Annotated in this window: 27 protein-coding genes; 20 read left to right on the plus strand and 7 right to left on the minus strand. The window is 43.3% G+C overall.

The genetic code is table 11. The features are described 5' to 3' along the window. Window positions 1–157 precede the first annotated feature (157 nt). The 7 genes from ABDW02_RS03460 (at window position 158) to ABDW02_RS03490 (ending at window position 4,980) form a co-directional block, all read left to right on the plus strand. A complete protein-coding gene (locus tag ABDW02_RS03460; RefSeq protein WP_343632110.1) occupies window positions 158–829 on the plus strand; it encodes a hypothetical protein in 672 nt (223 codons plus the stop codon). An 87-nt stretch (window positions 830–916) separates the two neighbouring features. Continuing rightward, entirely contained in the window at window positions 917–1,249 is a 333-nt protein-coding gene (locus ABDW02_RS03465) for a metalloregulator ArsR/SmtB family transcription factor (RefSeq protein WP_343632112.1), read from the plus strand. A 15-nt stretch (window positions 1,250–1,264) separates the two neighbouring features. After that, window positions 1,265–1,738 (plus strand): DUF6428 family protein, encoded by a 474-nt coding sequence (locus ABDW02_RS03470; RefSeq protein ID WP_343632114.1) that lies wholly within the window; start codon window positions 1,265–1,267, stop codon window positions 1,736–1,738. Between the two features lie 133 nt (window positions 1,739–1,871). After that, window positions 1,872–2,288, plus strand: a complete 417-nt coding sequence (locus ABDW02_RS03475; protein WP_343632116.1) for an arsenate reductase ArsC — start codon at window positions 1,872–1,874, stop codon at window positions 2,286–2,288. 213 nt (window positions 2,289–2,501) lie between these two features. Continuing rightward, window positions 2,502–3,461: an alpha/beta hydrolase gene (locus tag ABDW02_RS03480; RefSeq protein ID WP_343632118.1), complete on the plus strand. Its 960-nt coding sequence runs from the start codon at window positions 2,502–2,504 to the stop codon at window positions 3,459–3,461. A 138-nt stretch (window positions 3,462–3,599) separates the two neighbouring features. Further along, the gene (locus tag ABDW02_RS03485) at window positions 3,600–4,166 is read left to right on the plus strand and encodes a Crp/Fnr family transcriptional regulator (RefSeq protein WP_343632120.1); all 567 of its coding nucleotides are present in this window, start codon (window positions 3,600–3,602) and stop codon (window positions 4,164–4,166) included. A 76-nt stretch (window positions 4,167–4,242) separates the two neighbouring features. Beyond that, window positions 4,243–4,980: an SDR family oxidoreductase gene (locus tag ABDW02_RS03490; RefSeq protein WP_343632122.1), complete on the plus strand. Its 738-nt coding sequence runs from the start codon at window positions 4,243–4,245 to the stop codon at window positions 4,978–4,980. A 245-nt stretch (window positions 4,981–5,225) separates the two neighbouring features. Here the strand turns inward: ABDW02_RS03490 and ABDW02_RS03495 are convergent, their stop codons facing one another. Beyond that, window positions 5,226–6,617 (minus strand): TonB family protein, encoded by a 1,392-nt coding sequence (locus ABDW02_RS03495; protein ID WP_343632124.1) that lies wholly within the window; start codon window positions 6,615–6,617, stop codon window positions 5,226–5,228. Continuing rightward, window positions 6,610–6,978, minus strand: coding sequence for a BlaI/MecI/CopY family transcriptional regulator (locus ABDW02_RS03500; RefSeq protein WP_343632126.1), 369 nt, complete (start codon window positions 6,976–6,978; stop codon window positions 6,610–6,612). Before ABDW02_RS03500 ends, ABDW02_RS03495 begins: the two co-directional genes overlap by 8 nt. Before the next feature lie 194 nt (window positions 6,979–7,172). Here ABDW02_RS03500 and ABDW02_RS03505 point away from each other — a divergent pair, with 194 nt between their 5' ends. The 9 genes from ABDW02_RS03505 to ABDW02_RS03545 all read left to right on the plus strand — a co-directional run bounded on the left by ABDW02_RS03505 (window position 7,173) and on the right by ABDW02_RS03545 (window position 13,001). Beyond that, entirely contained in the window at window positions 7,173–7,874 is a 702-nt protein-coding gene (locus ABDW02_RS03505; protein WP_343632128.1) for an NUDIX domain-containing protein, read from the plus strand. A 163-nt stretch (window positions 7,875–8,037) separates the two neighbouring features. Next, window positions 8,038–8,574 (plus strand): RNA 2'-phosphotransferase, encoded by a 537-nt coding sequence (locus ABDW02_RS03510; RefSeq protein WP_343632130.1) that lies wholly within the window; start codon window positions 8,038–8,040, stop codon window positions 8,572–8,574. A gap of 5 nt (window positions 8,575–8,579) precedes the next feature. Continuing rightward, window positions 8,580–9,128: a 2OG-Fe(II) oxygenase gene (locus ABDW02_RS03515; protein WP_343632132.1), complete on the plus strand. Its 549-nt coding sequence runs from the start codon at window positions 8,580–8,582 to the stop codon at window positions 9,126–9,128. Window positions 9,129–9,130: 2 nt separating this feature from the next. Next, on the plus strand, window positions 9,131–9,859 hold the full coding sequence (locus ABDW02_RS03520; RefSeq protein WP_343632134.1) for a metallophosphoesterase family protein: 729 nt from the start codon (window positions 9,131–9,133) through the stop codon (window positions 9,857–9,859). A gap of 108 nt (window positions 9,860–9,967) precedes the next feature. Next, window positions 9,968–10,438, plus strand: coding sequence for a nucleoside 2-deoxyribosyltransferase domain-containing protein (locus ABDW02_RS03525; protein ID WP_343632136.1), 471 nt, complete (start codon window positions 9,968–9,970; stop codon window positions 10,436–10,438). Then, window positions 10,435–10,908: a macro domain-containing protein gene (locus ABDW02_RS03530; RefSeq protein ID WP_343632138.1), complete on the plus strand. Its 474-nt coding sequence runs from the start codon at window positions 10,435–10,437 to the stop codon at window positions 10,906–10,908. The genes ABDW02_RS03525 and ABDW02_RS03530 overlap by 4 nt, the downstream gene beginning before the upstream one ends. 54 nt (window positions 10,909–10,962) lie before the next feature. Then, window positions 10,963–11,538 (plus strand): Crp/Fnr family transcriptional regulator, encoded by a 576-nt coding sequence (locus tag ABDW02_RS03535; RefSeq protein WP_343632139.1) that lies wholly within the window; start codon window positions 10,963–10,965, stop codon window positions 11,536–11,538. Window positions 11,539–11,608: 70 nt separating this feature from the next. After that, on the plus strand, window positions 11,609–12,043 hold the full coding sequence (locus ABDW02_RS03540) for an SRPBCC domain-containing protein (RefSeq protein ID WP_343632141.1): 435 nt from the start codon (window positions 11,609–11,611) through the stop codon (window positions 12,041–12,043). 124 nt (window positions 12,044–12,167) lie between these two features. Further along, complete coding sequence (locus tag ABDW02_RS03545; protein ID WP_343632143.1) at window positions 12,168–13,001, plus strand: T9SS type A sorting domain-containing protein; 834 nt, start codon at window positions 12,168–12,170, stop codon at window positions 12,999–13,001. A gap of 10 nt (window positions 13,002–13,011) precedes the next feature. Here the strand turns inward: ABDW02_RS03545 and ABDW02_RS03550 are convergent, their stop codons facing one another. The 3 genes from ABDW02_RS03550 to ABDW02_RS03560 all read right to left on the minus strand — a co-directional run bounded on the left by ABDW02_RS03550 (window position 13,012) and on the right by ABDW02_RS03560 (window position 15,151). Continuing rightward, window positions 13,012–13,575, minus strand: coding sequence for a putative peptidoglycan-binding domain-containing protein (locus ABDW02_RS03550; protein ID WP_343632145.1), 564 nt, complete (start codon window positions 13,573–13,575; stop codon window positions 13,012–13,014). A 422-nt stretch (window positions 13,576–13,997) separates the two neighbouring features. Beyond that, on the minus strand, window positions 13,998–14,459 hold the full coding sequence (locus ABDW02_RS03555; protein ID WP_343632147.1) for a hypothetical protein: 462 nt from the start codon (window positions 14,457–14,459) through the stop codon (window positions 13,998–14,000). Between the two features lie 221 nt (window positions 14,460–14,680). Next, window positions 14,681–15,151, minus strand: coding sequence for a DUF4199 domain-containing protein (locus tag ABDW02_RS03560; RefSeq protein ID WP_343632149.1), 471 nt, complete (start codon window positions 15,149–15,151; stop codon window positions 14,681–14,683). Window positions 15,152–15,300: 149 nt separating this feature from the next. On the opposite strand from ABDW02_RS03560, the gene ABDW02_RS03565 reads away from it, so the two are divergent. Beyond that, on the plus strand, window positions 15,301–16,494 hold the full coding sequence (locus tag ABDW02_RS03565; RefSeq protein ID WP_343632151.1) for a hypothetical protein: 1,194 nt from the start codon (window positions 15,301–15,303) through the stop codon (window positions 16,492–16,494). On the opposite strand, the gene ABDW02_RS03570 is transcribed toward ABDW02_RS03565, so the two are convergent. Together ABDW02_RS03570 and ABDW02_RS03575 are read right to left on the minus strand one after the other, a co-directional pair. After that, window positions 16,466–17,107, minus strand: coding sequence for a DUF2306 domain-containing protein (locus tag ABDW02_RS03570; protein WP_343632153.1), 642 nt, complete (start codon window positions 17,105–17,107; stop codon window positions 16,466–16,468). The two genes, ABDW02_RS03565 and ABDW02_RS03570, sit on opposite strands and share 29 nt — an antisense overlap. A 13-nt stretch (window positions 17,108–17,120) precedes the next feature. Then, window positions 17,121–17,930 carry a hypothetical protein gene (locus ABDW02_RS03575; protein ID WP_343632155.1) on the minus strand — a complete coding sequence of 270 codons (810 nt, stop codon included), beginning with the start codon at window positions 17,928–17,930 and terminating at the stop codon, window positions 17,121–17,123. A 146-nt stretch (window positions 17,931–18,076) separates the two neighbouring features. Here ABDW02_RS03575 and ABDW02_RS03580 point away from each other — a divergent pair, with 146 nt between their 5' ends. The 3 genes from ABDW02_RS03580 to ABDW02_RS03590 are packed head-to-tail and all read left to right on the plus strand — an operon-like array spanning window position 18,077 to window position 19,630. Further along, entirely contained in the window at window positions 18,077–18,298 is a 222-nt protein-coding gene (locus tag ABDW02_RS03580) for an acyl carrier protein (RefSeq protein ID WP_343632157.1), read from the plus strand. After that, window positions 18,295–19,482 (plus strand): D-alanyl-lipoteichoic acid biosynthesis protein DltD, encoded by a 1,188-nt coding sequence (locus ABDW02_RS03585; RefSeq protein WP_343632160.1) that lies wholly within the window; start codon window positions 18,295–18,297, stop codon window positions 19,480–19,482. Before ABDW02_RS03580 ends, ABDW02_RS03585 begins: the two co-directional genes overlap by 4 nt. 13 nt (window positions 19,483–19,495) lie before the next feature. After that, entirely contained in the window at window positions 19,496–19,630 is a 135-nt protein-coding gene (locus tag ABDW02_RS03590) for a hypothetical protein (RefSeq protein ID WP_343632162.1), read from the plus strand. Window positions 19,631–19,633: the final 3 nt, after the last annotated feature.

Below are 19,633 nucleotides of genomic sequence, written 5' to 3' on the forward strand. Positions count from 1 at the left end.
TCCGTTCACTCTTCTCCACAAAAAGAAAAGAGCATTATGAAACTGTGGACTACAAACCTGAATAAAAAGAATCGAACATTCCCCTTACTCCTTGAATTGAGATCTGAAACTTTGGTTTCCTTTAAATTTTATCTTTGCCTAATTCCAAACTGACTTTATGAAACTCATCAGCCTGCTTTTTCTCCTTACTTTCTACAATTCTTCCTTTTCTCAGGGCACTGTATACAATCTTGAAAACAAAAAGATCGAATACCGGTTTGAGATGACTTCGGAGGCCATAAACATCGAAGTGGCTTTTATTCCAAGAACTTCCGGTGACTCCATCTACATGGAAATGGTGATCGACTTGTTTGATGCAGGTGAAAACCAGGCGCTTTTTACGGATTTCTCAGGTGATACTATCGTTTACACGATGGATACCAAAGGAAAGATCATTGATCCGATGAGATTTAAAGGATTTGGCAAGGATGCAACATCCGTTTTGAATACCGGATTGTTTTTCCTGGAGTTTCCCGGTGAAAAAATTGTGCAGGGAACGGAATGGAATACCGATAATCCGGTTGTTGATATGATATTTTCCAGGGTCGAAACAAGATACTATGTCAGTAAGATTGAAAAAGACGGAATGTACCTGATTTCGACAGAATCTGAATTTATAACGGAGGAAGATGGCGGATATACAAAGACCATGCTCGGAATGTACCTGCTGAATCCCGTCACACTTGAAGTTGAATCGGCAAGTATAGATGTCTATGGGTTCAACGGATTCAGGAATTTTTCAAGTGCAATCCTGATTTATAAGAAAGGGAAGTTTCCATTGATTAAGTAAATGATTTGCTTATTCGGGAGATTATATTCTACTTTTTCAAAGAAATACAACTATTTATCGTAATATTGCAATATTACGATAAAGAATATGGGAACAACAAAAACAGATCTCTTTACGCACGAACAAAACGAAATAGCTTCCATTCTGAAGGCAATTGCCCATCCTGCGCGTATTGCTATCCTGGAATACCTTATCCAGGTAGACAGCTGCATTTGTGGCGATATTGTCAACGAATTGCCACTTGCGCAACCTACGGTTTCACAGCATTTGAAGGAACTGAAAAACGCAGGCCTGATTAAAGGCAGTATTGAAGGAACGTCGATTTGTTACTGTGTGGATAAGAACTCCGTGGCCCGTATTCAAGCTTATTTTTCAGGTGTTTCGTCCAAATTGGACAATAAAGCCGACCAATGTTGTTAAACAAATTTCAAGCACATGAAACTTTCAGAAATCAAAACCATTTTACCGACATTAGAGCATGTCGAATTTCAATTAGCGGACGGTTCTTTCGTTCCTGAACACTTCCACGTTACAGAGGTCGGAAGCATTCAAAAACATTTCATCGACTGCGGGGGAACGATCCGCAAAGAGAACGTAGTCAATTTCCAGTTATGGAACGCAAACGATTTTGAACACCGTTTGAAGCCGGGAAAACTGTTGAACATTATTCGGCTTTCAGAGGAAAAACTGGGAATTGAGGACAACGAAATCGAGGTTGAGTACCAGGGAGAAACAATCGGGAAATATGGCCTGGATTTCAATGGAAAGCACTTCGTGTTGGTATCGAAAGCAACTGCGTGCTTAGCCAATGAGGCGTGTGGAGTTCCCCAGGAAAAAACCAAACTTCAGCTTTCGGAATTAACCTCGAACGAAGGCGCATGTTGTACTCCTGGCGGTGGTTGCTGTTAAGTTATGAAAGAAGTAGTCATTAAGTACAAAAAGCCCTTAGTCATAACCACTTCGGTTATTGCGTTACAATTGATCTTCGGGTTCGACCCTAAGTTCTGTATTATCAATATCATTTGGTTATTCGTGTAGAGCTATGAAGCATGTTTTAATCCTTTGTACGGGAAACAGCTGCCGAAGCCAAATGGCACACGGATATTTGCAACACTTTGCCGGAGATCGCGCGAAAGTGTACAGCGCAGGAGTGGAAGTACACGGAGTGAACCCGAAAGCAATAGCAACGATGCAAGGTGACGGAATAAATATTTCGCATCATACGTCGAATCATGTGGACGAATACGCCGGAATCCCTTTTGATTTCGTTATCACGGTTTGCGACAACGCAAAAGAACGCTGCCCGTATTTCCCCACGCAAGCGCAGCAGTTTCATCACAATTTCCCTGATCCCGCAAAAGCTGCCGGAACTTCGGAAGAAGTAAGCGCAATATTTGAGCAAGTCCGGGATTTGATTAAAGCCTATTGCAGGCAATTTGTGAGTGATCATCTCCTTTAGATAAGAGCTTTAAGAGTTCAATAAGACCATAAAAAGCCCGGACCATAAATGTCCGGGCTTTTTTGCTTTTTCAGTGCTAGTATGAGAAATGAGCATGAAATTCCGGTTCGACGTACGAATTTGAGATGTACCACCGGTTTATTTCCGACCTCTGACATAGGGCTGTCACCTGGCGGGGATACGTTTGCATCATAAATCTTTAAACGAATAAATATGACAAACGAAATGAATCCCGTGTTTAATGTCTTCCGGTTTCCGGAGCCTGCTCTTGTTTCGGTCAACGGTGTGGAATTGGAAGTTTTTGAAGCAGGTAGAGAACATGGAAACCCGATTGTACTCTGCCACGGTTTTCCCGAACATGCTTTTTCCTGGCGTCACCAGGTACCTGCATTGGTGGCAGCCGGCTATCATGTCATCATTCCGAACCAACGGGGTTATGGCCATTCATCCCGTCCGGCGGAAGTAACGGCATATGACATTGAACATTTGACGGGCGACCTGGTTGCATTGCTTGATCACTTCGGATATGAAGATGCAACTTTTGTGGGCCACGATTGGGGGGCTAATGTGGTTTGGAACCTGGCGCTGTTGCATCCTGAGCGCGTCAATAAAATCATCAACCTGGCTTTGCCTTACCAGGAACGTGGAGAAAAACCATGGATTGAGCTGATGGAAGCATTTTTCGGAGGAGATTTCTACTTCGTTCACTTCAACCGGCAACCGGGAGTGGCAGATGCTATCCTGCATGAAAATACATCGCGCTTCCTTCGTAATATATTCCGCAAAAACGTACCGCTTGCGCCACCTGAGCCGGGAATGGTCATGATCAATCTGGCCCTGGCAGAAAAACCACTCGGAGAACCTTTGATGGAGGAGAACGAACTGGCCGTATTTGTTTCCGCCTTCGAATCTTCCGGGTTTACAGGAAGTATCAACTGGTACAGGAACCTAGACAGGAACTGGCACTTCATGGCGGACATAGCGCCGATGATTCATCAGCCGACTTTGATGATTTACGGTGAACGGGATACGATCCCGAAATCTGAAAACCTGAAAAATATCGTACCGAACCTGGATGTTGTCAGCCTGGATTGCGGTCATTGGATTCAGCAGGAAAAACCGGAAGAAACTACCCGGGCAATTTTAGATTGGCTGGAGCAACAAAATGCTTAATCTGAAAAAAATCACTTCTCTAAGCCTCATTTCACATGGAATCCGAAGCAGATCAACAGTGGCTGACTGCTTTGGATTCTCCTTCCGTTTTTACCAAATGATAAACCCGGGAATTTCTTTTTTACCTAATTTTCGCACATGAATGCATTCATCGAATACAGTTTACAGTTCGGGCATTTGAATCAGCAACAAATAGCGTTGATTGAAAGTAAAATGAGCGAACTGGATCTCCAGGAAGGTCAGTATTTTTCGGAGGCGGGGAAAATTCCTGCGCAGGTAGGTTTTGTGGTGGAAGGCGTGATGCGGGGCTGTTATTACAACAACCGGGGAGACGAAATTACCCGTTGTTTCATTCCGGAGAACAACCTCGTAGTCGATTATTTCAATTTCGAGGCCAATACTGTTTCGGCAGAATACCTGCAGGCAGCTGCCGATTGCAAGCTCCTTGTATTTTCCAGGAAGGACTGGGAGGAGCTTCCCCAAACCATCGTTGGATGGGATATTATCAAGAACAAGATGGTACAGAAATGCCTTTTTATGAAGTCGCGGAAAGGCCCGGTTATTTCACAGGATGCAACGACCCGTTACCTGGAATTCCTGGAAAATTATCCTTCCCTTGTGAACCGCGTTTCCCTTGCGCACATTGCTTCTTACCTGGGTGTTACCCAGCAATCCCTGAGCAGGATCCGCAGAAATATCCGCTAAGCTTTTTTACCATTTGGTAACTCGTTTCATTTTTTGAACCGCCAATTTTGCTTTATGCAAATTTAAAAGTGAAAAAATGAAAACAGTATTGATTACAGGCGCAAACAAAGGAATCGGACTAGAAACCGCGAAGCAACTTTCAAAAAAAGGCCTGTTCGTTTATCTGGGAAGCCGCGATCCCGAGAGAGGAAAGCAGGTAGCAAAAGCATTAGCCGGCAAGGGATTCGAAAACATTCAGGCCATTGAAATCGATGTGACGAAACCAGCTACAATATTGGCTGCCCGGCAAATCATCGAACAGGAAAAAGGCAGCCTGGATGTTCTTATCAACAATGCGGGAATCAGCGGAATCGTTCCGCAAAATGCACAGGAAACAGGCGTTGAGGTCTTCAAAGAGGTGATGGATGTGAATCTATACGGAGTGGTAAGCGTTACACAGGCTTTCCTGGAACTGCTGAAAAAATCAGCTGAACCCCGAATCGTAAATGTGAGCACCAGTGTGGGATCGTTGTCGCTGCAAAGCAATCCTTCGTGGCCGGCGTATGACTATGCAAAATATGCTGTTTATGCTTCGTCGAAAGCGGCGATGAACATGTATACGGTCCATTTGGCCTACGAACTACGGGACACCGCTTTCAAAATAAATGCCGTTTGTCCGGGCTACACCAAAACGGATTTCACCGGTCACATCGGCGGAGAGGTTGAAACAGCCGGAAACCGCATCGCAAAGTATGCCCTGATTGACCAAAACGGTCCGACCGGCCACTTTTTCAGCGAAGAAACGAATCCGGAAACGGGAGAAATTCCGTGGTGATAAGTCATGACCAATTTTTCACGCAGATGGCGCTGATTTGCGCAGATAATAGGTAACTATCTGCACTCTCCGCCGAGGCGGATTAGAGTCGATACAATCTGCTTGCACTAATAAAGCCACCGAAACTTCAGGACAATACTTAACGAAAATAAAACCCAGGTCCGGTATATACGAGGGTTTGAAAACGGATAACAGCAAAGGCGTCCCGGCTAAGCCGGGACGCCTTTATTCATAATGAAATAATCTTACAATGCGAACGATACCGGTAATACCATCTCGGCATCTACTTTTTTGCCGTCCTTTTCTCCCGGGATCCAGTTCGGCATGGAAGAGATCACACGGATTGCTTCTGCGTCGATTTCTTTGCTGACACTGCGCTTAACAGTCGTTTTGGTCACTTTTCCGTCTTTGGTTACCACGAACGAAACGTAAACCTTTCCGGTAGTTTTTGATTTTACGGCCTCTTCCGGGTAGCGGATGTTGGCAACCAGGTACTTGGTCATAGCTTCCATTCCGCCCGGGTATTCCGGCTGTTTGTCGACTTCCGTTTCCTGTTTGCTAACCGGTTTCGATGCAGAAGTAATTTCAGGGATAGCTGCCTCTACGGTTGTCATAGTAAGGGATTTGGTATCTTCCTTCTCCGCATCCGATTTGAAATCAATCGTTTTTTCTTGCGGTGCCTCAACCTGCTTTACCGTGCGATTGGCAGGGACTTCTTTACGCGGTTGTATTTCGCTTTTTCGTTCCGGGGCTGAGCTTTGTGCCCGTTTTTGCGGTGCCTGGTCACTTTCGGCCGTGAAAGAGATCAAAGTCAATCCGCCTGCAATGATTGGAAGGGCAAGTGCCGCTATCAATACTTTTTTCGAGGTGTTTTTCATGATTTTAATACGTTTTATCAGCGTGAGCTTCGTCACGAACTGATTGGTGAATAAATATATGGATGAACTAGTTCCAAGGGAATACGCCAGCAGGAATTCCATGTAGCCGACGCGGTATTTGTTGTACATGATCCGGTCCACTTCAAATTCGTGGATATGGACCAATTCTTTTTTCAGCAGCAGGAATAGGGGATTGAACCAGGAAAGGCAATGTGCGGCTTCCAGGAACAAACGGTCTGCCGAATGGTATTTCTGCGCATGTACTTTCTCGTGCTGGAAAATAATTTCCCGGTCGTAGGCGGAAAGTCCTGCGGGTAGTTGAATGAAGTGAAAGAAGGAAGCAGGAGCCTCATCGGGTAGTTCTACCAAAGTGAACCCGTCTTCCCGGGTGGGTTTAGCTTTCAGGAATGTTCTGAGCACCTTGTAAATGTTGTAAACCATCCAAAGGGAAAGCAGGGAAACGCCAATCCAGTAGCCGGATTCAAGTAGGGCCGTATAGTCCAAAGAACCTGTTTGCGTGGTTTTTTCAGGACTAATCCGTACTTCCTGCAGTTCAAAAACCGGGATGTGATAACTCCACGATGATTCCGAAACGCTTGCGTGTTTGATCCATACGGCAATTCCGGATAAAACAGGAATCGAAAGCAGGGAAAAACGCTGCCAGCCGAATGAAAGGAAGCGCTGAGTGAGCTTAAAAACGCAGAACAACAAAGTGATCAATACGTTGGCTTCGAAAATGTACCACAAGTAATTAGTCATGACGTTCCTTTTTAATGATTTCCAGCAATTCGTTGACATCGTCCAGGTCCAGGTTGTTTTCCTTCATGAAGAATGAAAGCAGTTTCGCATTCGAGTTCCCGAAATAGTTTTCCTTCAGTGACTGAAAACGCTGAGCGGAATAAGCTTCTTTACTGATCATGGGGTAGTACTCGTTCGATTTCCCGTAGGTTTTGTATTCCACGAAACCCTTTTGCACCAATACCCGGATTACTGTCAAAACAGTATTGTAGGCCGGACGCGGTTCTTCCAGCTGTTCGTGAATGTCTTTTGCAAATCCTTTTCCAACAGACCAGATCGCCTGCATGATTTGTTCTTCTGCCCGTGTCAATTCCTTTTTCATGAAGCAATGATATAATTACTTTTTTAATTATACAACTATATTTATAAATATAAATGTTAAAATATTTTTGGAATGCTGCTTTCCTTGTTTTATCAGGGGTTTGGAAAAGTGAAAAAATAAATGTGTAAAAAATACACTAAGAAATTTGGAGATTCAAAAAGTGAATTTATCTTTGTGTAATAAATACACTTTGAATGAAGCAAAAAACACACTACCAATATGAATACGAAAGACCGGCACTGGCCACCGACTGTGCTATTTTTGGTTTTGATGGCGGGGAATTGAAGTTGCTTCTTCTAAAAAGGGAAAAAGAACCATTCGAGAATAAATGGGCTTTGCCTGGTGGTTTTGTCTACATGCACGAAACGGCAGAAGTATCAGCAAAGCGGATTCTCATGGAAAAGGCAGGAATAAAAGACGTATTTATCGAGCAGTTGTACACCTTTAGCAGAATTGACCGCGACCCGCGCGAACGCATCGTTTCTGTGAGCCATTATGCACTGGTGGATAAATCGCAGTTTGAATTGATTGCCGGGCGTGATACCATCCAGGCGGAATGGCATCCGATCTCCCAATTGCCGGAGTTGGGTTTCGATCACGCTGAAATCGTGGCGATGGCCATTGAACGTTTGAAAGGAAAAGTACGCTACCAGCCCGTCGGGTTTGAATTATTGGATGCGAAATTTACCCTGACACAGCTGCAGTTACTGTACGAAGCGATTCTACAGACGCCGATCGATAAACGGAATTTCCGCAAGAAGATCACCGCGATGGGATTGCTGAAACAACTGGATGAAAAAGAACAGAACGTACCCAGGAAAGCCGCGTTCTACTACAGTTTCGACAAGAAAAAATACGAAGAACTGATGAAGAAAGGCTTCCACTTTGAATTGTAAAAGGAATATTGGACATTAAGACATTAAGACATTAAGACATTAAGACATTAAGACATTAAGACATTAAGACATTAAGACATTAAGACATTAAGACATTAAGACATTAAGACATTACCTAAGTCCTGAAATCTTAAAATCCTGATGTCCTAAAATCTAAAAAGAAATGAAAACACTAAAAGACATCAGTAAATTTCTAAGCCTCATCCTCCGGCACAAACCGGAAACGATAGGCATAACCATGGACCCGAACGGCTGGGTTGATGTAGATGAGTTAATGGAAAAATCCGCTGCAAAAGGATTCAGATTCGATTTCGAAACCCTGGAAGAAGTCGTTTTTACCAACGACAAACAACGCTTCACATTCAACGATGATTACTCTAAAATCCGTGCGAACCAGGGACATTCCGTCAATGTAGACCTGGAATTCGAACCTACCGAACCTGTTGGTTACCTGTATCACGGAACGGTAGACAAATTCCTGGAAAGCATTCGCGAGAACGGTTTGCAGAAACGCAGCCGCCTGCATGTTCATTTGAGCAAGGACCTGGAAACAGCTACAAAAGTGGGAAGCAGACGCGGGAAACCGGTGATCCTGAAAATCGATGCGGAGCGCATGTTCCGGGACGGATATCCGTTCTACTTATCCAAAAACGGCGTGTGGCTTTGCGATGAAGTTCCGGTACAATACATTGAACTATAGCAGTCATGAAACGCATAGATCTCGCACCGGATTGTTACCTGCTGGAAGATTTCTTCAATGCCCGCGAATGCGAAGAGCTCATTCTGTGGAGCGAACAACGTGGCTATGAAGAAGCGAAAGTGCAGGTATACGGAAAGGAAATGATGGTGAAAGGAATCCGGAATAACTCCAGGATTACGTATATTGATTTCGACCTGGCAGAAAGGGTTTGGGAACGCTTCAAACCGCATGCAGTACTGGAATTCGGGAATAGCAAAGCCATTGGCCTGAATGAGTTGTTCCGTTTTTACAGGTATGAACCAGGCCAATATTTCAAAAAACACATCGACGGGAGCTTTGTTCGTGGAATCGGGGAGGCAAGTTGTTTTACCTTTATGGTCTACCTCAACGACGATTTTGAAGGCGGAGAAACGACTTTTGAGAACTTCACGGTCAAACCGAAGCAAGGAACCGCGCTGGTGTTTCACCATCCGGTCAAGCATGCGGGAGAACCAATCCTTTCCGGGGTGAAATATGCATTGCGAACAGATGTCATGTACCGATTAAACGAATAAAAATGAAAAGAACACTGGTAATAGGAGATATTCACGGAGCGTTTAAGGCTTTGGAGCAGGTGTTGGGTCGTGCCGGGCTGACTGATCAGGACCGGCTGATCTTCCTGGGCGATTATGTGGATGGCTGGAGCGAGTCCAAACAGGTGATTGACCATTTGATCGCACTCAAAAAGACCCACGACTGCATATTCATCCGCGGCAATCACGATGTTTGGTGCGAAGAATGGCTCCTCCGCAAGGAAAAAAATCCGGTATGGGTTAAGCATGGTGGAAATGAAACCATCCGGAGTTATGAAAATTCCAGCCTGGAAGAACGTGACCGCCACGGAAAATTCTTTTCGCAGATGCAGAATTACCACATCGATGAAAACAACAACCTGTTTATTCATGCGGGCTTTTCATCGATGCACGGTCCGGATAAGGAAACCTACTCGTCGAACTACAGTTGGGATCGAACCTTGTGGGAAATGGCACTTGCAGCAGATCCGAACCTGGACCCGGATTCACCGTTCTATCCGAAGCGTTTGAAGTTGTTTAAAGAGATTTTCATCGGTCACACGCCAACAACCAATTACGACATCGAAACACCGATCCATGCGGTCAACCTGTGGAATATAGACACCGGCGCAGCATTTACCGGAAAAGTTACTGTCCTGGATCTTGAAACAAAAGAATTCTGGCAAAGCGATGTCGTGCAAACGCTTTACCCGGATGAGAAAGGAAGAAATTAGTAGGTAATTTAATTATCAATGATGAATTATCAAGGATCTAAAATCAGTCTTGACTCTTGATAATTCTTCTTGATAATTGAATCATTAAACATTGATAATTAAAAAAACATGATCCTCAAACCAACATCTGATCTGTCACAGGCTGAAAACCGCTTCAAGATCTTCCTGGCCGGTTCCATAGAAATGGGAAAAGCCGAGAACTGGCAGGAGAAATTGGAGAAAGAACTTCAAAGCCTGGGAGAAATTTGTGTACTCAATCCGCGGCGTGACGACTGGGATACCGGCTGGAAACAGGAAATGACGAACGTTCCGTTCTATGAACAGGTAAATTGGGAATTGAACGGATTGGAAGCCGCAGATTTGATTGTGTGCTATTTTTCTCCCGAAACACAATCACCCGTGACGATGCTGGAACTGGGATTGTTTGCGCGCTCGGGGAAACTCGTTGTTTGCTGCCCGGATGGATTCTGGCGAAAAGGGAATATTGATATTGTCTGTGAAAAATACGCGATCCCGATGGTGGAAAGCGTTAATGACCTGGTGGTTTATGCGGCAAAAACAATAAAACAGAAAAAATGAAAAAAGAAATTAACTACATAAAAGGAGATGCCACGTCTCCGGAACAGGATGGCAATAAAATCATCGTTCATATTTGTAATGATGTGGGCGGTTGGGGAAAAGGATTTGTTATGGCCATTTCAAATAGATGGAAAGAGCCTGAAAATCAGTTCCGGGAGTGGTTTAAATCACAAGATAATTTTGAACTGGGAGAAGTAAGATTTGTGCAGGTAGAAAGCGATTTATGGGTTGCAAATGTAATTGGGCAGCATAAAATCCATAAGGATGAGCATGGAAATCCCCCGATTCGTTATGGTGCAATTCGGCAAGGGCTTACAAAAACCGCTGCATTTGCAGAAGAAATAGACGCCTCCGTCCACATGCCAAGGATCGGTTGTGGTTTGGCCGGCGGAACCTGGGATCAGATTGAACCTATCATTGAAGAAACACTGATTACCAAACAAATTGAAGTAACAGTTTACGATTTCTGACAGGAGTATTCCAGTCATTAATTCGTAATTTGGCATTCGCAATTCGCAATTACCATGAACGAACTGGAACGAAATATCGCAGCGCTTTTTGAAGTCAAATCGGAGGATCTGAAGACGATCAGTGCTCATTTTCATGCAATCGATTTGCAAAAAGGAGATTATTTTTTCAAAGAACACGGGTATTCCAATCAACTGGGATTTGTGAAATCGGGATTGTTGCGTGAATGGGTAACCCTTCCGGAGAAAGAAGTGACCAAATGGGTGGCAACTCCCGGGTATTTCATCACGGACCTGAACAGTTTCCTGTTTGATAAGCCTGCCGGTTCTTCGCTTCAGGCATTAACGGATTGCGAATTGTATGTGATCAGCAAGGAAGATTACCGGAATATGGGGAAATCCATTCCGACCTGGAACACCGTTGAGAAGTTGTTCATGGCGAAGTGTTTTGCCACCATGAGCGACCGTATTTTGGCGTTTATTTCCATGACAGCCGAAGAACGCTACCTGCAATTATGGAGTTCAAATAAAGAGCTTTTCAACCAGGTACCGCTCCAATACCTGGCTTCCATGCTCGGTATGACACCTGAAACGTTTAGCAGGCTTCGGAAGAAAATGACTGCCATTTCTTGATATTTGTCAAGAGCAGACTCCTGGTTTTCATCGAATTTTGATTTATCAAAACAATCGAAATTTAAAACAGATGAAAAAGGAAATCAAAACAGCTATTATTATTGAGGCAACTCCCGGCCGCGTATGGGAAGTATTGACCGGCTTTCAGCAATACCCGAAATGGAATCCCTTTATCAAATCCGTTCAGGGAACCGTGAAAACAGGAGAAAAGATCGTTGTGAGGCTGGAGCCGCCAGGAGCAAAAGGAATGACTTTTAAGCCAAAGGTACTAGCTTTTGAAACCAACCGGGAATTCCGGTGGATTGGCAGTTTGATCTTCCCGGGATTATTTGACGGCGAACACCGCTTCGAACTCATTGACAACGGAAACGGAACCACGACTTTTATCCAGGCAGAGAAATTCAAAGGTATTTTGGTACGTATGCTCTCAAAGATGTTGGACGGCAGTACATTGAATGGTTTCCGGGCAATGAATGAACAATTGAAAATAGAAGCGGAAAAGTAAGTTTCTTTCGGTATGCTTAACGGGAAACCCGAATTGAAAAAAGAAACAGGATCAATGGTAATTCGACGGGCCGGATTTTTGCGGAATGAGATTGGTTTCCTTAGTTTTAAGAAAAATTTGACCTATGAAACAAATCGTTACCTACGTTTCTGCCCTTGTTTTGGCAGCTTCTACTTCTTTCGGGCAATCCACATTAACGGTTGATTGCTACAATTCGAATTCCATTTACAATTTATATTCAATCGATGATCAGGTCATTGAATATGCCACATATGGCAATGAACTAGCGTTTTACGTGGCGGTGATCGATCCTGCAACCTGTACGCCCTGGGGAACGAGTTACAACGGTGCCAATACGGATCACTCTTTTGGCAATTTCAACGAAAATGGTGCGTACCGGCAACGTGTGGAGTACTTTTTTGCTTTCAGTATGACGGATTCTGTGCAGCTTGCCGGAATGACAAATATGCTTCAGACTATTCCAGCCGGACATTCCATACTTGTTTATACTCCGATAACATACAGTTACACAGATGTAAATACTGTGAACTCCAACCTGATCCAAGAGTTGGAAAGCAGATGGGCGCCGAATATCATCCAGGGAAATGACATCATGATCCTTTACGGCGAACAGGGAAATGCGAGTTCGTATGTAGAAGAAATCACCCAGGATAGCGGCAAGGTTTCATTCACCACAGCGATCTGTAATTCCCCTTTATCAGTAAATGCAGAAACCATCGAACCGAAATTGGTTGTGAAACAGGACGGAACTACGTTTACCCTCAATCCGAACCTTCAAACGGATGAACTCCAAATCGTGGATGCGGCAGGAAAACAAGTGTCATTTGTAAAAACGGACCATACGATTCAATTGCAAGGTGCAAGTGCAGGAATATACGTATTCCAGGCAACAGCTGCAGGGAAAACCTACAGGAGCAAGCAATTGGTTTCGTTCTAGTACAGGTGAATCAAACCGGCTTGAATCCTTTTACAAACGCATTCAGGCGGTTCATCCATCCTTTCAGGAATACGGCGTTCTTGCCTTTTGCAATGCGCTGAAAGAAAGCTGCCCGCTGTTTTACAAGTTCGTCGAACAATTCTTTGGGCGGAATGGCATTTGCCGCTGTAATTGTTTTAGTACCGATTACTCCGTCTACGGAAACTGCTCCGCCTTTTTGGTTGATTGCCCGTTGCAGGGTAAGTCCGGCTTGTCTTACTCCCGAACCCCACGCAATGGTGGTTACCATGAAACCGATCGACAAAGAGTTGAACGAGGCTGCCTTTACTTTGGAATAATACAACGAATCGAAAACAATGAACCAATCTGCATTGGACATGTCAAGGAAACGCTGATCGTTTAATTTTCCGAATTTTTTTCTCCAAACAGCATAGGTGATCCCGGCGTTGGTGTGCCAGCCGGTTTTGTTTTTGTAAGGAGTGGGACAGGGAGTTTTACTGGCAGAATCGGAAGCGTGTCTGCTAAGTCCGCCTTCCCATTTTCGTTCGAAATTGATGAAATCTTCGAGTGTCATAACGTGAATAATGTGTGAGTAGAATTGTCTGTATAAAGATGCATAAATTTTTGAAATATGCAGGATTCCAGGTGATTATTAATGAGTTAATGTTGTTTCAGGCTGCTAATTTACGGCGGGAAGTTCGTAAGCTTTTTACGAAGACCGGGAATTTGAGCGATTTTTCGGACAAAAGAAAATCGGATGAATTTTCCGGGTTCATCCGATCTCTCCTTTGCTTCCGGAGGCTTAGGTTTTATTGCGTTAAGATCTTAAATGGTGTCCAAACCATCTTTTATCCTTAACGGATACTTTTGAAATTTGGTTGGAAAATGATGAAAAGTTCAATCGCTGCCGTTTAAAAGAGTTCAAAAATTTTTTTTGAGGAATAAAAAAATCGGATGAACGATTTCACTCACCCGATTGATCTATTAGGGAGTCCGTTACTGTTCTCCCGAAGCAGGAAGTCTACTTTTCGGACTTTCGTTCCAGTATTGCATTATGATGAATGAAATCGCTACGGCGCATCCGATTCCTTCCGTAAACAACGTCAATGCAGCCTGACCTATCGTAATGTGATTGTTCCACAGGATTCCGCCTTCAAATTTGCTGATGAAATCCGGTTGAATGAACATCGCGTAGATCACAAAGCCAATCAGGGATAAACTGACAGTGACCACATTGGCAAGGATCAGCGATACCCAGGCATTCAGGTAATTGCTGTCCACATTGTTTTGGTGGTTTTTCCGGGCTAGCCTGTTCGTAAAAAAGATAATGATTGCAACGTTTAGAAAACGCAATGCCGTAACGTGTTCCAGTGAGAAGAGTTTGGTGAGCAGGAACAGGATGACGATGCCCGCGAAGCTGTAAAGCCCGAACCGGACGGATTGAGATCGATTGTACATAGTGATAGAATTTAAAAGTTATCAGAATTTACACGAAAAGGAAATACGATCCAAATTTATTTTTGCGTAACCCGTTTGATTTGAGTGAATTAATAGGTTTGAATAGAGGTGGCTGAACTGATAAAGATAACTGAGTCCCGAAGTTTCGGGAAAGTTACCTTTCAAAAAGAAAATCGGATGAATCATCCGATCCACCCGATTTTCCGATTTGTCAAGAGATTTTACTCTTTGGCGGGTTCCACAGGAACACACTTGTTGTCCGGAGTTCTTTCGTTCCAATACAGCACATTCATAAATGATACTGCTAAGGCGCTTGCCATACCCTCAAAAAAGAGTACTACAGCAGCCTGACCTATTGTTACGTGGTTATTCCAAAAGATACCTCCGTCAAACTTGTTTATAAAGTCAGGTTCTATAAAATTGGCGTAAATCACGAAACTGAATACCGATAATACAACCGTGATGACATTGGCCAGCATCAGCGAGCCGAATGCTTTCAGGAAGTTGTCGTCGTTATCCAATTGCCGGTTTTTTTTCGCCAGTCTGTTGGTGAAGAAAAACACGATGAAAACGTTTAGAAAACGTAAATAACCGTTGTTTTCCAAAGAAAATAATTTCATAATCAGAAATAGCACTGCAATACCTGCAAAACTATAAAGTCCATAGCGGACGTGTTGATATTTCGTGTTCATAACTTTGCTATTTGAATGAGTTTAGAAGTTACGATAAACGATCCTGCGACGCAAGGTATTTAACATTTTAAAACAATTGCAGGTACGCGATCCGGAATTGCGCATCGTAATCCGGAATTATGTACATTAGTACTCTAAATTCCAGACCTATGAAATTCGTCCTTTATTCTTTGGCTGTTAGTGCATTGCTTGCTTCGTGCGGAAATCCTGCTGTTCCGGATTCTGAAACCGGCGGAAAAACAGCTGTTGATGAGACCAAAGCGATCAAATTAAATTCAGCCGACCTTTTCAACGGTGAAAAAGTGCGTTTATTCCTGTACCAGAATCCAAAAGCAAACCCGGAATCCAATAAATTATTCCTGAGCGCATTGGATGAGTTTAAGAATAAAAAGAACCTGCAGGCGGCAAGTGAAGGGTTTAAAGCTTCCTTATCGGAATACCCGAGCGCAAAGGCTTATTACGAATTGGGAAATGTTTACATGGAACTAAAAAATTACCAGGCGGCATTGGATGCTTATTCACTGGCTGAAAAACTGGGATACGAACCTTTCTCCAAAGTATTGTTCAACGTGGCGTGTGCTTATTCACAACTGAAGAATTTCCCGATGAGCGCGGATTACCTGCAATTTGCCATTCAATCCGGGTATGTGAATATTGAGAACATCGAAAAAGACAAGGACCTGGCAAATCTGAGAGAAAAAGAACCTTATCTGTACAAGCAATATATGGATCTGGCTTTAAGCGGTGTTTCGGACGTGGAAAACCTGCATTGGCTTCAATTTAAACGCCAGTTCGTGCAGGCTTCTTTCCCTATTAACCTGAATACCGAGCAGGGAAAAGTAGTTTACGACGATAAGAACCGTATTTCTTACGATTACGAGCGTTTTGTTTCTGAAATGCGCAACGAACGTTTTTCACGGGAAGTAAGCAAAGGCTTTTACAATTTCGTACAGGTAGCAGAAAAACCGAACTACGTTGCTCTTATTTATGTGATCAAGGAAGAATTTAATGGCGATCAAAGTCCGTTGTCTTACTGCCTGGTAACATTTTCGAAAACCGGGAAGCTGATTGATAAAAAGTTGATCGCAGGCCGGGAGGATTATTCTGAAATGCTGAAAATGTGCACGGTCAACAAAGATTTAACCCTTACAATTACCAATTACGAAACAACATTCCAGAAAGATCCGAATGAAGAAGGGTATTACGATAACCCGATTGTTTCGAAGAAGAAAATAGATTCGGAAAAATACCGCATCGACGCATCCGGGAAAATACTTTATGTGGAAGGGAAAACATTTGCGGAAGCTGCCTTGCTCAACGGTTGGCTAATAAACGTTTTATAAGTCCGCGTTTGATTAAAATTTCCGCTACAACCAGGTTGAGCGTCCAGCTTAGCCAGGAAAGCAGCACGTACAAATCCACGGGATCCATTCTCAGGTAGAACACATCGAATAAATAGGAGTAAAGCCTGAGCGAAACTGCCGATAGGGTCAGTGCGTAACTGCGCACCATCCATTTTCCGTGTTTTTCGTAATCTTTTTTGCGCACGTAATGATAAGCCAGGTAAGTTGTTCCCAGCCAGAGAATGCTCAACATCACAAAGCTTGCCTGGGCAGGATATCCGCCGTTTGCATATAAGGACATCACCAAAGCTGCCGGTCCGGAGATCAATAAAGTAACCACCAGGTAAATAAAACCGGATATGCGGTGAATGTTCGGTCGTTTATTCAGGATGGTTTTACTGAACTGGAACAAACCGCTGGTAATGATCAGGATACTCGTAAATACATGGATGTAAAAACTGTACCTCCAATGTTTGATGTGGTAAATCAGTTGCTTGGTTTTCAGGAAATCAATTCCGCGGCGCATTTCCAGGTAAGGAAGCGACAACAGCAGCAATAAATACGAAGCATAAAGTATTCCTATCACAAAGAATATCCAGGCCGTTTTTCTCATGAAACCTCCTGAATTAATAGAACTCAGGGTAAATACTCAAATTATCAGGCCCCTCGAAACTTGGCCCTTCGTCTTCTTTTTGGGTCAGTTTGAATTTCATAACCTGGGTTTTGAAACGCGTATTTTTCGACCAGTTGATGACCATGGTTTTTTTGTCTGTAAACTTCCAGGATCCTTTGATAATTTCCTGTTGTTCTTTTTCCTGTCCTTCCGGGTAATAGGTATAGCGCAGGATGCCGTTTTCCTTGAATTCAACATAGCCGCCATCCAGGTTGGAAGTATTGAATATGTCCATGAAATTATCTTCTGTGATTTCTCCTCCATCGTAGTAGAATTTTCCTTCGGGTTCTTTGGTGGTTTTTTCAGCCTGCTTTTTCAGCTTAAACTTCTTGGAAGGAATCTTAGGATCATTTGCTGTCCAGGTTGCATTTACGCTACCGTCTTTCTTGGAAATGATCAACGTGAAAATTCCGTCAAATTTATTGTCGCCCGGCTCGTTCAAGGTCAGTTCGAACCCGTCTTTTTTCTGTACCACCGAACCGCTGATATTCCGCTGTAACCCTTTGTGTACGTTGTAACCGATTGCTTTTTTGTCATTCACATACGTCAAAACCACATTGATGAAACCGTCTCCGAAATCCCCGGTGTACAACCCGCGGAGTGTGTCGAAATTGGTTTCGGGAAACCATTCTTCACGGGTTACGGAATCAGCAGGTGTTTTTTCTGTTCCTGCAGTGTTTTCAGTTGTTCCGGTATCTGATGAACAGGAAGCGATCAGCAGGGAAAGGGATAATCCGGTCAATAATGCGAAAGGTGTTTTCATAGAGCCATTAATTCGTAGCTAAAAATAAACTTTTTGCGGAAAACAAATCAATCCGGATGATCCGGATAGCCGAATGTTTGCAAAATGCCGTTTAAATCGGTCAAAAAAACTATTTTTGCGAAAAAAATCAAGATTAACGCTTTACCATGGAAGAATTCATTATCGATAAAATTGAGGAGATTGCTTTTTCAAGAGTCGGACCGACCGATTCGCTTTGGCAGGAAAAAGTACTGGATTCAATTACCATCGTGGAATTGGTAGTGGAACTGGAAGCGGAGTTTGGTATCAAGATTCCGTTTAATGAAATTGTAGAAGATAATTTTGAAACCGTTGAACGCATAGTCACCTATTTGAATTCCAAAAAATGAAAAAAATCCTGCCGGGTTTATTCAAGTACCACCTCATTCCAATCGCAATTTCCCTGGGAGTTCTTTATTTGCTGAATTTCCTGTTGGCGACTTATTATAGGCCGGCTCAAAAACCGGAGCACATTGTTGTTTCCGGAACTGCCGGATATGAGCGGGGCATTATTGCCGATTTTTACAACAAGCAAACCGAAATTGAATTGATCGGTTCACTGAGCGATAAACAAAAGCTGACCATTTTCGGTTCTTCTGAATTGGCTTTAGGGGAGGCATATTCGAGTTATTATTTCATGCCGGATAGCATCGGAATACCAACCATTGCTTTCGGGCACGCATATCATCAGAATTTAAGTATAGCCTGTGAATTACTTGCTGCCGGAGATAACCTGAATGGAGCTAATGTATGCATAATACTGAGTCCGGGATGGTTTGAAACCGAAGGAACAAATATCGAAGCCTTTCTGGAATTTGTACGGCCTGATTTTCTGCGCCGGATTATTCATGATCCATCTATTCCGCTAAGCAATAAACTGCGTGTTGCCGATTTTGTGAGGGATTTCTATAGTGATATCAATAATCCTTCCGTAGAATTGACTTACTTGAAGAACATGAGCCTTTACGGAAGATATTCCTGGATGCCGGGGAAATTCAATGAACTTCCGCTGAATATTATCCCGCATGTGGATTATCAGGTGGTTTCCGCTCCGAAAAAGCTGGAAAAAGCAAAGAGAACGGTTGATTGGGCTTCGGCGAAGAAAAGAACGGAGCAAGACTTTCTGAAAACATGCCGGAACAATTCTTCTTACATAGATAGTGCTTACTATGTGGATAATTTATTGAAAAACGGAACGTATAGAAGGGGAAAAGTGGAACCCGATAAGTCTGACCGGGAATTTGAGGACTTTCAACTGGTGGTGGAAATTCTAAAACGACATCATTGCAAGGCGACCTTTGTCCTGCAGCCGCTCAATCCTTACCATTTTGATTACATGTACCGGTTTACGCCAATTCAGAAAAGAATCCGGCAGGAACTTTCCCGGGCACATTTTCCGCTTTTAGATATGTACAGAACCGATAAATCGCGTTACGTACCCGGAACCTTGAAAGACATCATGCATCCCGGAAACAGGGGATGGATAGAAGTGAGTGAATTTTTAGTCAAACGATACCGTCACCTGTATGAATAAAAGGAGATTTTTAATGAATACGCTGATCTATATCTTACTGCTCGTAGGGTATTATGTGTTCTATGTAGCACAGATCGACTCGGTTTTTTACGGTTCCAAAGAACAGGAATCCACCTCGAAAGTGAACTTTATCTATCAGCAATTTTAACCG

It is taken from the genome of Fluviicola sp., from assembly GCF_039596395.1.
Taxonomy (GTDB): Bacteria; Bacteroidota; Bacteroidia; order Flavobacteriales_D; family Crocinitomicaceae; genus Fluviicola.